A 16,273-nucleotide genomic window follows, 5' to 3' on the forward strand; every position below is an offset into this window, starting at 1 on the left:
TTTAGTAGGTTTTTTCCCAAAGAAAATGGGGTAATAAATCTGTTAACCTTCTGAGGTTTTACTCAGAAGCGAATCCTTATAAGTCTTGAGGCCTCGTAAACCAAGGACTAAATGGATTTCTAGTGAATTCGCCCTGTTAAACAGGGCGTTTTTTTTGGTAGCTTTTTCTGTTTACATAGTTTGATTTTTAATTAGTTAGCAATTATAATTTGATCGCTCTCCAGTTTATATCTAAAGTCACCCGCTTTACCCATTACCCCTAGAATTTTGGTTATCGGCTCATCCAAAGAACAAGTCGTATTTATGCGGTAATTGGACAACTTATTGGAGGAGATACGAATGTTTACATTGTAACGTCGTTCTAATACTGTCATCACATCTGCTAAACGCTGATTGTTGAAAGTTAAAATCCCATCTTTCCATTGTTCCAGTTCCTGAGGGGAAATTTTAGCTAAGGTTGTTTTTTTTGTCTTTTCATCCCAATTTACAAGATTGCCTGGGGTAAGAACGGCAACCGAGGTTAGTTGTTTTTTGGTAGGGTCAGCTTGTCTATCCACGCTAACTTTTCCTGTCGCCACGCTAACTTCAATCGGATTTCCTTTAAAGGCCTCTATTTTGAAAGATGTGCCAAGAACCTTAGTTTGAATGTTGTTGGTGTGAATTATAAACGGTTTGGCGGGGTCTCTTTTTACTTTAAAAAATGCTTCGCCTATTAGCACGATTTCTCTGACATTAGAGAATGTTTTAGGGTAGCATATTTTACTATTTGAACCAAGATAGATTACTGTTCCATCTGATAGGGATACTATTGAACGCTGACCTTTCGGATTATAAGATTCTATAAGAGCTACCTTAGCAATTACTTCTTTTTTGTTTTTTGAGCGTTGGTAAAGGCCAAACATAAGCGGAAGAATTAAGATTGCTGCAGCATATTTAATCCATCTTGTTGGCCAGAGTTTGCTTGTTTCAGGAATACTTTCATTATTGTTTTGAACCTTTTGCATCAATTGTTGGCGGTAATTTGCCATTGCATGAAGATTCAATTCAGGCGCTTCCATCTCTTGCCAGGCTTCATCAAGAACCTCACGAAACAGATCTGCCGATTCCGGTTGTTTTAGGAATTGCCTTACCTGCTCCAGTTCTTGATCACTGCAGGTATTGTTTAAATACTTTTTAAGTAATAGTTTGTTCAATTTGGTTTGGTATTTGGGCCTTCATTAATGAATACGTAGAAAAGGAAAAATACCCTGAATGTAAAATTCAACTTTTTATTAAGTGGTTGATTTTCAGTTATAAAAAATGAATAGTGATAATTGTGAGGATAAGGTTCACATGGCTTCTCATTTTTTTTCTGAGAAAAAGAAGTGCCGCAGAAACGTGACTTTCTACTGTTTTTACAGAGAGGTTTAAGTTAGCGGCAATTTGGCGGTAGCTGAGGTTCTCATGTCTGCTCATTTCAAACACAAGCTTCCTTTGAGGGCTTAATTGATTAAGATGATCTAGATAAATTTTTTGAAGCTCATTGTAAGAAACGGCTTCATTTGTTGTATCCTGAATGAAAGAATCTTCTATTAATTTACAAATTGGACTTGTAGAGAGCTCTTTTTTCCGGAAGTAGTCTATCATAGAATTTTTGAGCGCTTTAAAGAGGTACGGACCTAAAGAACCCTCTTCCTGGAAGCTGTCCTTTTTCTCCCAAACCTTTAACATCAGATCCATTATGAGTTCTTCTGTTATAGATTGCTGGCGAATGTATTTTAAGGCAAAAAGGTTTAATTTGTTAAAATATCGTTCAAATAGCAAATCAAATGCACGGGTATTTCCTTCCCGGCATCGCTGTAACAATTCATGATCTGGTAAACTCTTATTCGCCATTACGCAACAAAATTAGCTACTTACTTGATTTGCTTTTATTATATTTTAGTTAATTCCGGTTAACATTTATTTAACATGACCCTTTCCTAAGGAAGTTTTTTTATTCAGGTGTTTGCATTAGCTCAGAAATCCCTATCAATCTGTTGCTAAACGGTTTTTGGTATTTGTAAATGGTTTTGTTAAGGTACATATTTGTCTGATTTTCCCGAATTTTTTTAATTGAATTTTTAATTATGTGAAATTTTGAGATAGCCTATTTTTGAATTTGATGCATAAAAATGATGTGGTATGACAAATTGAGGTGCTTATGGGGTGTAAATGCGTCAATGTTAGGGGGTTGATTATGACAAAACATATCATTAATTTTAGATTATGAAACATATATCTATCCTGGTTCCCAAGGGGGCTATTTTGGGGAGCCTTGAAGGATCCCGTCAATTGTTTAGTCAGGTGAATGAGTTTTTTAAAGCGAAAGGCCAGCCACCTTTATTTAAAGTTCAACTAGTAGGTTTAGGTAAGGAAACTCCCGTTAGCGGTGGATTATTTACAGTAAATACAGATCTTTTGATTGGAGATATAGAAAAAACTGACCTTATCATTATACCTGCCATTGATGGGGAAATAAGCGAAGCTATAGAAAAGAATAAAGATTTTATTCCGTGGATTGTAAAACAGTATAAAGAGGGAGCCGAAGTTGCAAGTTTATGCCTGGGAGCATTTTTATTAGCCTCTACTGGTTTATTGAAAGGAAAGAAATGCGCTACGCATTGGCTGGCCGAAAATGATTTTAGAAGAATGTTCCCGGATGTAAGTCTGGTTACTGAGAAAATTATTACAGACGAGCATGGAATTTATTCTAGCGGAGGTGCTTTTTCTTACCTTAATCTTATCTTATACCTGATCGAGAAATATGCAGGTCGTGAGATTGCCGTTCTTTCTGCTAAAGTTTTTGCTATAGAGCTTGATCGTGAAAACCAGCTGTCGTTTACAATATTTCAAGGACAAAAAGAACATGAAGATGAATCGGTTAAGAAGATCCAGGAATTTATAGAAAATAATTTTCAGGAGAAAATAACCATTGATCAATTGGCTTCTATGCAAGCAATTGGCAGAAGAAATCTGGAAAGGAGATTTAAAAAAGCGACTTCTAATACCATTGTTGAATATATTCAAAGGGTAAAAATGGAAGCTGCAAAAATTAGCTTAGAATCTTCGCGAGAAAATATTAATGAGGTGATGTATAAAGTAGGGTATACTGACAACAAGGCTTTTCGTACAACTTTTAAAAGAATTACGGGTTTGTCACCAATTCAGTATCGTAGCAAATACAATAGAGAAATGGCCGTATAAGTTAAAATTTAGTGCTTTTACGGATACTGAACATTTTCATTAAGCTTTCTTGGGTGGATGTTTGGGAGTTTTGCCGGCGAACTTTCCCATAAGTCTTTATAATATACCGTATTTTCAATGGCTATATCTGATGAGTTTTTAAGCTTTATGATATGACTGTTGTCTTTTGCCTGCACCACTTTTATGGATGATATTTGTGCACCTAAAACATCATCCAGAAATATTGCATACCTGCTATCTCTTGCCTCGTAATTAAAAGTGCTGTTGCTAACCGTAAGACCTTTTACATGACGTGCCCACAGGCCGTATGAGGGCTGTACATTAAGATTGGCAACATTGTATTGTCCTACTCCAAGTTCAGGTGCAAGGTTCACGGTGTCGGAAGCTAAATTTCCTCCTTTAACTAATATGTGAACATCATTGAACTGGATGTTGGTAATGTATCCTGTATGCTGGCCATTTGGGAGCTTAAAATTGAGCCCCCCTTTAACTGAATCTGTATCGGGCAGTTTGTAGCCTGCAATGATTGGCGTTGCTTTTTTCTGGGTACCATCATAAGCTTTCCAACGGCCATTTTTTCCCCCGTAAGAGCTCCCACCATATACTTCTGACACATCTATTCCGTTAAGAATAATGTTCTCTACCTTTCCTATGTTTACATTTTTTACAAGTAATTCATCGTGCTTAACCCCATTTTCTGTAAATACATACCTGCCAATTGTTGCGCCTAGAATACGGGCACGATTTGATATAGAGATAAAGAAAGGAGCTCTGGTTCTGTACATTTTTGATCTGGAATGTACCTTGCCTGTATGTCCGCAATTTAGATGAATATCGCTGATGTGTGCGCCATCGTTCGTTGATATGGAAAAGCCTGCTTTATTAGCGCCGAGAACATAAATGTTATCAACGCAGATGTCTTTAATGTCATCGGCCGTTTCCGATCCTACCTGGAAAAGGTTGCAATTTGTATCGCCAATAATATTACGAACTTTATAGTTTCTGGCGGGTCGGGTAAAACCAAGTGAGCAATCTGAGCCGGGTTTTATAATGTCATCTGAACTCACTTTTGAATAGATGTTGGTGGCGGTAACATCATTACATCCCATAAAATCATAAATGTCTCTGGCATTAGATTGATTGTCTTTCGCAAAGTAAGTATTGTGTACGTTGATGTTATCGGTACCCGTAGCGAGTAGGACAAAATGACCGGCCCGATCTATTTTTAACATATTGTCGTGATCAAATATTTTTGATCCATCGATTCCAATATAGTACGGTTCGTCTTTCTCTGCATCATACCATAGATCTTCCTCACGATGAATGCCTCCAATTTCAAGGTTTTTACATAGCTTTAGGGTAAACATTTTGTCGGCTCTATTGTCGGGAGCGTTTTTCATTACGTTATCACCATTTACAAGATTCCCATTTCCAGTGATTAAGCCATTACCTATAATTTTTACATTGTCTAATCTTTCACCAAAAAACATGGTATTTCTGAAATAATGATGTCCAACGTCCTGTTTTGTCATGTAGTTTTCTGGATCTGCATAGGGGCCTGGATCAGTAGGAGATAGGCCGGATCTATATTTTTTATCACTAAACCATGTAGATTCAGGAGCATCAGCTCCTTTTATAGCCTTAATAGTTGCATTTTTACTTATGTATAAATAGACATCACTTTTTAAATGAATGGTGCGGACATTATATATCCCTTGAGAAAATAGAAGCGTGCCGCCACCAATTTGATTTAAGTAAGCGATGGCTTTATTGATCGGTTCTGTGTTGTCGTCTTTTCCATCTGCAGTTACCCCAAAGTCCTTTATGTCCATTTTGCCCGAATAGAAGTATGCCGAGTTGGATGTGTCTTTGTTCGTGCCCTCGGTAACTAATAGTCGAAACGCATATAATTTATTAGCGACCAGATTTGATACTGTTGCCCTGCATTTTTTTTGATCTATATGTGCAGATGCTTTAATCCAGCTCTTTCCTTTGTCGAGTGATTGCATTAATTGAATATGGCTGGGTTTTTTATTAGATCCCCATTTAAAAGTCGCATTGGCATATGTTAAAGGAGATTCTTTATATTGAATGTCTTTTTTGAGAACCCTTTCAAAGTCTGAAATGGTTCTGGTTGCAGTTAGTATTGCAATCTCGGAACCTATGCCTGGGCTTTTAAGGATTTCAGGCTTTGATGTGGTATAGCTGGCTTTGAAAAGGTATTTGCCTCCCACCGATAAGTTTACATTAGAAATGACAATTTTAAGGTCGGCCCCGTTTGCTGGTCTTAGATCGAGATGTTTAAAGTTAAGTATTTGTCCTTTTGGCGTTGGTGTAATAGTTATACTGCCTACCTTTGAGTAGGAGTAGCTGCTGCCAGTGCGACCTATAGACTGTTTGCTAAGGTCTTTTAATTTTACATCACCACGTCCGATAACATTTACAGTTGTATTGTCTAAGGTAGCGTTGATGCCTTTTGGTAGTGAAATACTTACAGCAGCATCCGGACTTCTTTGGCCGGCTGTAAAATATAACGTAAGATGTGTGTTTGTATTGGCAGTTATCTGCTGTTTATCTAGTTGGAGGCTTCCTCCTATGGCCATAGGCTGCAGTTTAATGACATACTTTTTTTCACTTTGTTTATCCCCGGAAATAACAACAAGTCTATCGCCTGTAATTAATGCGCCCTGAGTTTTCGAAGTACCATCTTTGGTAATGATCTGATATCTTTGTAAAGAACCATCTTTAGATGTTATTTGCCGGGTAAGCTGACTTACGGTAGGGCTGGTGGTAATTAATCCTTTATCCTCGGGCGTATCAACGGTGAATAAATATGTGCTTCCGGTAATAACAACGACTGTGTCGCCCTTAATAAGGGCCACATGGGTTGCACCGGTAGCAATTGTAATTTCGACAGCTGTTCTTTTTATGGCCTTTGCTTGTGAAAGTATTAACAACAGCGCAACACATGTGAATGTCAGTAATTTCTTCATGTTTGGTTTGAATAGGACAGTTAAAATTCGATATTAATTGTTGAATTTTTTTGGCCAATTACTCAGCTAAACTGGCATTAATAAGTGGAGTTTTTAAGTTGGTTAAGCGTTTTAAGGGTTAAATGGAATAATACTTGTAGTTAGTTTAAATTGCAAACGCTAAACGGAAATACAAACTTAGTATTGGCGTTATAATTAGAAAGTTAAGATGAATAGTACCCCCAGAAAGAGTTTCATGAAATCGATAAAAGGTAAGGTTATAATAGCTTTACTCTTGGCATGCTTTGCCCTTTTTATGGCCTGGGGTGTGAGCAGGGTCGCATTTAAGGAAATGTTAAACACGGTTGAGAACATTTCTGCTCCCAGTGAACGATTAAGGGTCGTTAACGTTATTTCCAGGAAGATTAGCGGCCTTGATCAACTGCAAAAGAAACAAGCCTTTAATGATCCGGGGAATTATAGAAAACTTTTTAAAGAATCGCGGCAGCTAAGATCTATTTTAGACAGTTTAGGGTTTTTGTATGCTAATGATTCTATCCAATTGGATCGAATCGCTACGATAAAGAGGCTGCTGAGCGAGCGCGATAAACAGTTTATTAATTATTTAAAAGTTAGGGAGCGTTTGGTAAATAACAAGTCGTTTTCTGTGCAGGTTCAAAATATTAATGACATTGTTTCTAAAAGTGCCGAGCAGGCAGATAGTACTATTCTTGCTACTGAAGAAAAAACATCTACAACAACTATTTACCCTAATGAGGATAAGCCAAGAAGTTTTTTTGGGAAGCTTTTTGGTAGAAAGAAAAGTGAGAATGATAACTCCATAAGAATTGTAAGCGAAGAAAAGGTAAAAAGAGATACCATAGCATTGTCTGCTGAAGAGAAAATGGCTAGTGATTTGAAGAAATCATTAAAGATTATTGAAGATGATCAGAAGCAAAAAAATGCTAGTTTTTTAAATAGAGAAGCCGTGCTTGCCAATGCCAACAGTGTGTTAATTAGTCAGATGCTGGACGTTTTAAGAAAAGTTGAGAGCGAAGTGGTCAGCCAGATTGAAGTAAACGGAATTCAAGCGAAAAAGGTCGTAAATACTGGAATTAATACGATTTCATTGATCATGCTTATTTTTTTGGTGTTGACCGGAGTATTACTATATCTTATTTTGACTGACATTACCCGAAGTGGGCGGTATAGGAATGAATTGGAATTGGCGAAGGATGAAGCAGAATATCATGGAAGGGCAAAACAACGTTTCCTTTCGAATATGAGTCATGAGATTAGGACGCCTCTGCAATCTATAATTGGTTATGCGGAGTTGATTAAGCAGCAGGAATATCCACAAGCTAAAGATATTGATGCGATTTATCACTCATCTGAACACCTGTTGCAAATTGTTAACGAAGTACTGGATTACAACAGGATCATATCCGGTAAGTTCACTTTCTCTAATAAAGTATTTGATGTTGGGCAACTTTTAGCTGAAGTTATCTCCGTAATGCGGCCGCAGGCTGAGGCTAAATCATTAAAAATGGTAGCCGATTTTGATTTGAAGGGCCTTAAATATATTTACGGGGATCCGTTTAGATTAAAACAGATCCTTTATAACTTATTGGGAAATGCTGTGAAATTTACTCAAGTAGGGGAGATTGTGCTTTCAGCATTTTACAAGAGGCAAAACGAAAATGTTCATTTTACATTCATAGTTAAAGATACGGGTATTGGACTTTCTGAGGAAGACAGTAAATTAATTTTTAACGAATTTGAACAGATTAACACTATTGAAAGTGAAGTAGTAAACAGTACCGGGACAGGGCTGGGGTTAACAATTATAAAATCGCTTGTTGAGAATCAGGGAGGTAGAATATATGTTAAAAGTAAGGCGAATGAAGGAAGTGCTTTTACTGTATACCTAACTTTTACTTATGCGAATGAACCAGAGGTTGACAATACTCAGCTGTCAACTTATGAACCATTGTCACATCATAAAGTATGGATTGTTGACGATGATCAATTAATCCTGGATTTATGTGAGATTATCTTTAAAAAGAATGGTATTACTTATAAAAGTTTTAACTCCCCAACTCAGTTATTAAATGCGGATTGGGACCCGGCTGTTAGTTATGTTTTAATGGATATGCGAATGCCTGAAATGGATGGCATAAAGCTGTGTAAACTTTTGAGAGAGAAGGTGGGGAATGAGGTAAATATATATGCAATTACTGCTCAGGTTTTGCCTGATGAACGTGCCTTTTTGTTAGAAAATGGTTTTGATGGAATTGTAATGAAACCATTTAGAGAGGCTGAACTTTTAGCTGCTCTTCTTGAGCATCCGGTCAATAGTGAGCCTTTATCATATGAGTTAGCGCTTGATTTGTCGTCATTGAAAAAAATGACATATGGCGATACGGAGCAGCTGAATAAAATCCTGTTAAGATTTAAAGAAGATTGCCAGAGTGATAGCGATGAAATTAAACTGGCAATAGCGGGAAATGATGTAGTGGTCCTGCGTTTACTGACACATAGACTGGCTGGGAGGATAGCTCAGATCGGTTCTAAAGACCTGGCAAAGGAATATAGGGAATGTGAATTGAAATTGAATAATATAGAACAGTTGGACGAAGCTTTAAAAGCTGAAATGATATTATTGCTTGAAAAGCTTGACCGACTTTTGGATAAAGTTGATGAGGAATTGAAAAAGCCCGATTATTCTATTTCGTAACGTTCCATTTTGCTGTACAGCGTTTTTCTATCAATGTTGAGCAATTTAGCAGCCTTTGATTTGTTGTACTTTACCTTTACCAATGTCTCCATGATAAGTGCTTTTTCATTGACTTCATTAATTGCTTTGAGGTCTGATCCGCTAGGTTTAGGTGTTTGATTGATAGCTACGATCATTTCTTCTGGTAAAGAATCCACTTCGGCTGTCTGGTTTGGAGTTAATAATACCATTCGCTTAATTACGTTTTTAAGCTCTCTTAAGTTTCCGGGCCAGTCGTACTGAAGCAGCAATTCTTTTGCAGGAGAAGATATATTTAAGACATTCCGCTGTAATTCAGCATTTGATAACTTGATGAAATGATTGATGAAAAGCTCAAGGTCTTTCCCGCGATCCCTTAATGCCGGGAGATGTATTTTAAATTCATTGAGACGATGGTATAAATCTTCTCTGAAAGATCCATTGCTTACGCTTGCTTTTAGATCGTCGTTTGTAGCAGTAATGATGCGGACATCAACTTTGATGGTTTTGGTACTTCCAACAGGTTGTATCGTTCTCTCCTGAAGTGCTCTGAGTAGCTTAACCTGGACCTCATAACTTAAATTTCCAACCTCATCTAAAAAGAGGGTTCCTCCACTAGCTATTTCAAACTGCCCTTTTTTATCATTTAATGCTCCGGTAAACGCTCCCTTAGCGTGACCAAAGAGTTCACTGGCTGCGAGATCCTTGGAAAGTGCGCCACAATCTATTGCTATAAAAGGCTTGTTTTTGCGTTTACTTTGCATGTGTAGCGCTCTTGCAGCATATTCTTTACCGGTGCCGCTTTCCCCCTGAATAATGACAGACATATCTGTAGGTGCAACTAGATTTATATGTTCATATAGCTTATCCGCAATAGCACTTTTCCCTTTTATGGCATCTGTATGCTCTACCGAATTACTTGTGCTCTCTGGCTCTTTTTTGCCCAAAGCATTATTGATGATCATTAACAATTCTTCTGGATTGACAGGTTTTGTAATATAATCGAAAGCGCTAAGCTGAATAGATTTTACAGCAGTTCTCACATCATTAAAGCTTGTCATGATGATGATAGGCTGTAGTGAGCCCTTTTCCCGAAGATGGGCTAATACATCCAGACCTGTTCCATCAGGCAAACGATAGTCGACTAAAAGTAGATCGAAGGTTTGTTTTTCCAGTATTTGGAAGCTTTTTTTTACTTCGTTTATAGCTAATGGCTCGTGCCCATGCTTTGTTAAAAAGCCCTCTAATATCTGAGAGAAAGTTAGATCGTCTTCAATAATGAGTATTTTCGCCATAGGGATTAAGCAGGTAAATATTAGCAAAAATACAAAAGCCAGACGAAATTTGGCTTTTATTCGACACAAATTGCTAACAGTTGACTTTTAGGCCATCTGACTCCCGGTTTAATCTATAAGCTGCTATTTTGAGAAGATAGGTGGAACGCTATTGTATTTGTTTAAACTTTCAGTAATTTTTGAACTTTTGATATTTAAATCTATTTTTGAGCATGGAATTATCAGAAGGAAGATTAAAATTTATTGAAGCCTGGGGTAAATTGGGCTCTGAATGGGGGATTAATAGAACTATGGCTCAGATTCATGCTTTACTTCTTATTTCTCCTGAAGCATTAACCACTGAAGAGATTATGGAGGAACTTACTATTTCCAGAGGAAATGCCAATATGAATTTAAGAGATTTAATTGGCTGGGGACTTGTAGAGAAACAGCATAAATCTGGTGAACGTAAGGAGTATTTTTACGCAGATAAGGATACATGGAACATTGCCAGGCAAGTGGCTAAAGAAAGAAAGAAGCGTGAGCTAGATCCTATAATTAAGCTTTTAAATGAGTTGTCTGAAGTGAAGGGCGATGATAAGGATCGAAATTATAAAACATTTAGAAGTTCAGTAAAGGATATAAATAAACTCGCAAAAAATGTAAATAAGACTCTGGAAACGATGTTGAAGGCAGAGGAGAGTTGGTTCTGGGGTTCTATTTTTAAAATATTCAAATAGAATTTCTAAATTTTCAGTTTATATTGAAAATTTAGAAAGATATTTTGTTTTGATTCGAACGCTTGAAATGAGGTGTAGGTTTTGGATTTATTACCTTCATCAACATTCATGAACCTTGTTGCCTTGGCAGTTGGTATACATGAATGGTAAATTGCCCTTCCTTAAGGAATCAATTGGAAGAACTTAAAATAATGTTCGGTAAAAACCAAAGATTATACTATAAAAACACAATTTGTTAACTATTTAGTTAAATTATCTTTGATGAAGCTTTACTATACTTATATCTTTTCTTAGCTTTGTTATATGCTGTCTAAGAAAACGAAATATGCGATAAAAGCACTGGTTGCTCTTGGTAAGAACACTGGTAACCCTCCAATGCAAATAGTCAGATTAGCTGAACAGGAAATGATTCCCAGAAAATTTTTGGAACAGATCCTGTTAGATATGCGTAATGCAGGATACCTTTATAGTAAAAAGGGTGCCGGAGGTGGATACAGTTTAAATAAAGACCCCCAAGATATATTTCTTGCTGATATCCTGCGCATTACTGATGGGCCGATAGCAATGGTACCATGCGCAAGTTTGAAATTTTATCGCAAATGCGATGAGTGCCATGATGAGGTAACTTGCGGTATTAGAAAAACATTTATAGATGTAAGAAATGCCACGTTAAACGTATTGGCACAGACTTCTATAGCTGATGTGATTGCCCGGGAGACTGACGAAGGCATTGTTTCTTAAATCATAGTTATGAAATGACGATTCAATTATAGTCTTATCTTAAGATTGGAATACATTTTGCTTTGTTATTGGAAAACCAGATATTTTATATCTGGTTTTCTCGTTATATCGGGTGATAATCACACATTTGTTATTAACTCCCTGAAATATTATTTAATTAACTTTGTTTTAAAACTTATATATATGAATAAAAAGAACATGAGTAATTTTTCTAGTCGAATACTTGGAATGTCTTTATTGATGATTATTCCTTTTATGTCGTTCGCTCAAAAGCCTAATTGGCAAAACCTGGATCTGAAGGTAGATTCTACATTTGGAATTAGCACAGAAAGAGCATATACCGAATTGCTGAAAGGTAAGAAGTCTACAAAAGTAATTGTTGCGGTTTTAGATGGCGGAGTTGATATTAATCATGAAGACCTGAAAACAGTAATCTGGATAAACAAGAAAGAAAAGGCCGGCAATAGCAAGGATGATGATAAAAACGGTTATATTGATGATGTAAATGGCTGGAACTTTTTGGGATCTAGTAAAGGATCAATTAACTATGAAACATTAGAGTTGACCAGATTGGTGCGAAGAGATAGTGCTAAATTTGGAAAAGCTGATGCAACTTCAGTTCCTGCGGGTGATCTAACTGCTTTTGAAGCATATCAGAAGAATAAAGCGGAACTTGATAAAGAGCTAGCTGAAGCAAAGGAAGGATTAGAAAATTATTCAGCTATTAAATCTGCCATTGATGATTTAGTAAAGAAGTTAGGTAAAGATAAACCCACTATTGAAGATATCCAGGCATTTAAACCATCTTCAGATATTGAAACAAATGTTCAGAGAATATTACTGCAGCAATTAAAAAACACAACTTTCGATGAGTTTTATAATGCTCAGATATTGGCAGGCTATGAACATTTTAAGTCTCAGGTTGATTATAATTTAAATCTTGATTACGATCCAAGATCTATAGTTGGTGATGATCCTAATAATAGCAAGGAGAAATTTTATGGGAATAATGATGTAGCTGGGCCGGACGCCAGACATGGATCTCACGTTGCCGGTATTATTGGCGCGGTGAGGAAGAACGATTTGGGTATAGATGGTATAGCGGATAACGTAGCAATTATGGCTGTTCGTAGCACTCCAAATGGAGACGAACGTGATAAAGATGTCGCAAATTCAATCCGCTACGCAGTCGATAATGGAGCTAAGGTTATAAATATGAGCTTTGGTAAATCTTATTCATGGGATAAAGCTATTGTAGATGATGCAGTTAAATACGCTGTTTCTAAGGACGTTCTAATTGTACATGCTGCAGGAAATGATAATGAAAACCTGGAAGTAGCTAAAAATTTTCCAAATCCAAATTACGAAAATGGGGGAACAGCCACTTCATGGATTACAGTAGGGGCATCTGGACCAACAAATGATGAGAGCATAAAAGCTAGTTTCTCGAATTACGGAAAAAATACTGTAGATGTTTTTGCTCCGGGAGTAAATATAAATTCTACTGTACCTGGTTCTAAATATGAAAAACTAAACGGAACAAGTATGGCTTCTCCAGTAGTGGCTGGCCTAGCTGGGTTAATTCGTTCGTACTATCCAAAATTAACCGCAATAGAGGTTAAAGATATCATTATGAAATCAGTTGTTAAGGTAGAACAAAACGTTATAATTAAAGATAATGATGAGACGACCAAAACCGTACCGTTCTCAGATCTTTGTGTTACAGGGGGGATAGTGAATGCGTATGATGCATTAAAACTTGCCTCTGAGTATAAAAAATAATATATGCAGATGATACCAATCACTAATTAAGGATTGGTATCATCTTTAAAACCTTTTTGTTTCGTTTGGTAAAGCGAATAAATGGTGTGATATTTTATTATCTTCCATAAAACAAAGACGTTCGTATTTATACTCATTAACTTTTACAGGATCTTTCAGTGCTGTAAAAATCTCAATAATAAGCGTATATACACTCAAGGAATTCAAGTTCAACTGATTTCTCTTAAAAAGTTCCAGGCATTCGTTGCAGTAATTGAAAGCCATTGTATATTCCCTTCTGTTTTTGGCTTGATAAGCCTGCATTAACTTGATAATTGATTCAGTGTACTTTGTGATCCTAAATCTGGATTTATTATCTGCCAATGAAACAAGAATCTGTTCTAATCTATCCGTTTTTTTATCAGGGTTTATTTTAGAACTTACAAGTGCAAAAATGGCCATTAAAAAAATCGACATAGGCGCCCTTGTCGAAAGGGATTTAGCATGCTGCGTAGAAACGGCATTAATAAGGTGCAGCGTACTCGCTTTCTCATCAAAGAGCTGATCTAATATAATAATGAGTAAATAAGAAATGGCTTGTTGAGGCGTTACATCATTCGGATCTTGCATTAAGATTAACGCCTCAATATCATTAAATGTTAATTCCTCTTGAGAGGAAGGTACATCCATGATCTTAGCATGAATCATAGAAATAATATTATGAGGAGCTATTAACCATTTGGGGCTCTTAAATTGGGCTAATATTTCAATTCTTTCATTAATCAGTTTGGTATCTAAACTTAAAATATCGAAGAAGGCCAATAAGGAATGATATATTAATAGATTTTCATTTGTATCAGCTACTTTGATAAGGACTGATATGGCTTCTTTATAACAAGAGTCTATAAAATCAAAGTTGATGAGCTCTTTAATTAAGATATCATGAAGCTTATGCTCTCTTAATAATTTGATGGTTTCAGGATTATGTTTATTCCGGTATTCTAAATTCTCGGCTATAAAAAGGATTAAGTAATTCTTTTCGTAGTTATTTAGTTCGAGATTGAAAATGTTAGTTAAAGACTTAAAATCGCCAATCCTTATAATAAATCTGATAGTCCACTGCAGGAGCTGAAATCTAGCATTGGTATTCTTATATTCCTCTTTAATATAATCAAAGAAGGAAATATCCACCTTTAGATGAAATTTTTCTAAAAGCTCAATGAATAAAAAATACTCAAAAATATGAGGATGGATAAAACGAACATATTCCCTTGGGTGGAATTCTTGTTGGCTTTTTTCTTCCATAAGTATTCCCTCCGATAAAAGTTCCATGTATGCATTTTTGAATGCCGACAATTCACTTATAAGGTCATCTTTTGGTACTGAATTGCCTTTTTTCCCACAATCGGTTAACTGAATTATTTTCTTTAGAAAAAGGATTTTTTCAGTATAATAATTAGATCTGTATATCTTGTCTTGAATAAAACGAGATATTAACTCATAGAAAGTAATATTTGTAGAATAGTTAAAGTAAGGATCTTCCTCTTTTAACTGATAATAGAGCTGAATATGAAATGGAAATTTTAATTGAGCCTTAAGTTTTGAATTGATTCCATTCGGATCGATGTTGTTAATTTTGGTTAGAATTAAATCGACTTCTTTTTCTGTAAGTGGAGGTACATTTGAAACGTCGTTAACATTAAAGTAATTTCCAGGAAACCACTTTGTTTTTAAGTATGCAGAATGCCTTATGCGGTCATAAAATTTGATCCAAGTGGTGGATCTCATGCTCATCACCAATTTAATACATTCATTATCTTCAATGTTGCATATAAAATTAATAATGCTTTCGAACAGCTGTTTTTTAAGATCGGCCTTGACCACTAATTCCGAAAAGCCATCAAGAAAGATTACGAATTTCCCCCCCGAGGCGTTATAATTTTGCTTGATGTAGCTAACTAGACTATCCTTAGGATGAATTCCCAATTGCAACTTTAGTTGATCTTCAAAATTTGGAGATATATGGTCTTTGTTAAAAAAACTATAGGCCGTAATGAAAAGCAGGGTAGAGTCTTTGTACTCCGGAAGATTACTGGTAAGAAATTTTTCGGCTAGGTGGCTGAGCAAAATGGTTCTGCCATAACCAGGTTGGGAAATAAAACAAGTGAAGCTGTAGCTATTCTTAAAGAAGTCTTCAAAATCGTGTTCGGCAAATTTCCTTCCTATTGTCAATTCATATGGCATTCCAGAACGATTCCTCACACTTTTGAGTGTGAAGTCGGTTACTTTGGTGGCCTTATCGTGAATTTCTTTCCATGTGCGAAGACAAGTCTGCTTGCTGAGGTTTAATGCGTTATTTCCTGTTTCAGGATATTCTTCATTAACATACTCTGATAATGTAGTTAAGGTAAATTTGGAGAAGTTGTGTTTAACCATAGCAAAGCCAAACAGCCTCTTAATAGTTGTTTCACTAACATTCTTGTTCAATGTCTTGCTGATCTCAATTGAAATTCTTTTACAATCTGCAGGTGTGATGGTTCGAATTCCTGTTTTGGATAGAATTAAGCTTTTGAGTTCGTTTAAGATAAATGTTTCATCCATACATTATAATTGAGCGTCAAATTCTTGAACGAAACGAATATAATGGTTTATGTAGGAACAATGAATATTTCTTCCGTGGATAAAAAATGAACGTCAATGAATTTATTTTGTAATTATCTGTTTTACAATGTGTTATTTGTTTGACATTAGGTTTGTTTGTTTTTTTTATTCAAAAATGAACAAAATGAATGGCGAATAAGGGTT

Annotated in this window: 10 protein-coding genes; 5 read left to right on the forward strand and 5 right to left on the reverse strand. The window is 36.1% G+C overall.

The window, feature by feature from the left end; all coding sequences use genetic code 11:
* Positions 1–191: 191 nt before the first annotated feature.
* Positions 192–1,193: a FecR family protein gene (locus AC6CH7_RS15480; RefSeq protein ID WP_498263611.1), complete on the reverse strand. Its 1,002-nt coding sequence runs from the start codon at positions 1,191–1,193 to the stop codon at positions 192–194.
* A 97-nt stretch (positions 1,194–1,290) separates the two neighbouring features.
* A complete protein-coding gene (locus AC6CH7_RS15485; protein ID WP_498263612.1) occupies positions 1,291–1,875 on the reverse strand; it encodes an RNA polymerase sigma-70 factor in 585 nt (194 codons plus the stop codon).
* A 372-nt stretch (positions 1,876–2,247) separates the two neighbouring features.
* Here AC6CH7_RS15485 and AC6CH7_RS15490 point away from each other — a divergent pair, with 372 nt between their 5' ends.
* Positions 2,248–3,225: a GlxA family transcriptional regulator gene (locus AC6CH7_RS15490; protein WP_498263613.1), complete on the forward strand. Its 978-nt coding sequence runs from the start codon at positions 2,248–2,250 to the stop codon at positions 3,223–3,225.
* A 17-nt stretch (positions 3,226–3,242) separates the two neighbouring features.
* On the opposite strand, the gene AC6CH7_RS15495 is transcribed toward AC6CH7_RS15490, so the two are convergent.
* Entirely contained in the window at positions 3,243–6,218 is a 2,976-nt protein-coding gene (locus AC6CH7_RS15495; RefSeq protein ID WP_498263614.1) for an endopygalactorunase, read from the reverse strand.
* A 235-nt stretch (positions 6,219–6,453) separates the two neighbouring features.
* On the opposite strand from AC6CH7_RS15495, the gene AC6CH7_RS15500 reads away from it, so the two are divergent.
* Positions 6,454–8,934: an ATP-binding protein gene (locus AC6CH7_RS15500; protein WP_498263615.1), complete on the forward strand. Its 2,481-nt coding sequence runs from the start codon at positions 6,454–6,456 to the stop codon at positions 8,932–8,934.
* On the opposite strand, the gene AC6CH7_RS15505 is transcribed toward AC6CH7_RS15500, so the two are convergent.
* Complete coding sequence (locus AC6CH7_RS15505) at positions 8,919–10,247, reverse strand: sigma-54-dependent transcriptional regulator (RefSeq protein WP_498263616.1); 1,329 nt, start codon at positions 10,245–10,247, stop codon at positions 8,919–8,921. The two genes, AC6CH7_RS15500 and AC6CH7_RS15505, sit on opposite strands and share 16 nt — an antisense overlap.
* A 212-nt stretch (positions 10,248–10,459) precedes the next feature.
* Here AC6CH7_RS15505 and AC6CH7_RS15510 point away from each other — a divergent pair, with 212 nt between their 5' ends.
* The 3 genes from AC6CH7_RS15510 to AC6CH7_RS15520 all read left to right on the forward strand — a co-directional run bounded on the left by AC6CH7_RS15510 (position 10,460) and on the right by AC6CH7_RS15520 (position 13,489).
* Entirely contained in the window at positions 10,460–10,966 is a 507-nt protein-coding gene (locus tag AC6CH7_RS15510; protein WP_498263617.1) for a GbsR/MarR family transcriptional regulator, read from the forward strand.
* 303 nt (positions 10,967–11,269) lie between these two features.
* A complete protein-coding gene (locus AC6CH7_RS15515) occupies positions 11,270–11,707 on the forward strand; it encodes an RrF2 family transcriptional regulator (RefSeq protein WP_498263618.1) in 438 nt (145 codons plus the stop codon).
* A gap of 183 nt (positions 11,708–11,890) precedes the next feature.
* A complete protein-coding gene (locus tag AC6CH7_RS15520) occupies positions 11,891–13,489 on the forward strand; it encodes a S8 family peptidase (RefSeq protein ID WP_498263619.1) in 1,599 nt (532 codons plus the stop codon).
* Between the two features lie 45 nt (positions 13,490–13,534).
* On the opposite strand, the gene AC6CH7_RS15525 is transcribed toward AC6CH7_RS15520, so the two are convergent.
* Entirely contained in the window at positions 13,535–16,069 is a 2,535-nt protein-coding gene (locus AC6CH7_RS15525; protein ID WP_498263620.1) for a hypothetical protein, read from the reverse strand.
* Between the last annotated feature and the right edge of the window lie 204 nt (positions 16,070–16,273).

It is taken from the genome of Pedobacter sp. GQ55, assembly GCF_059758925.1.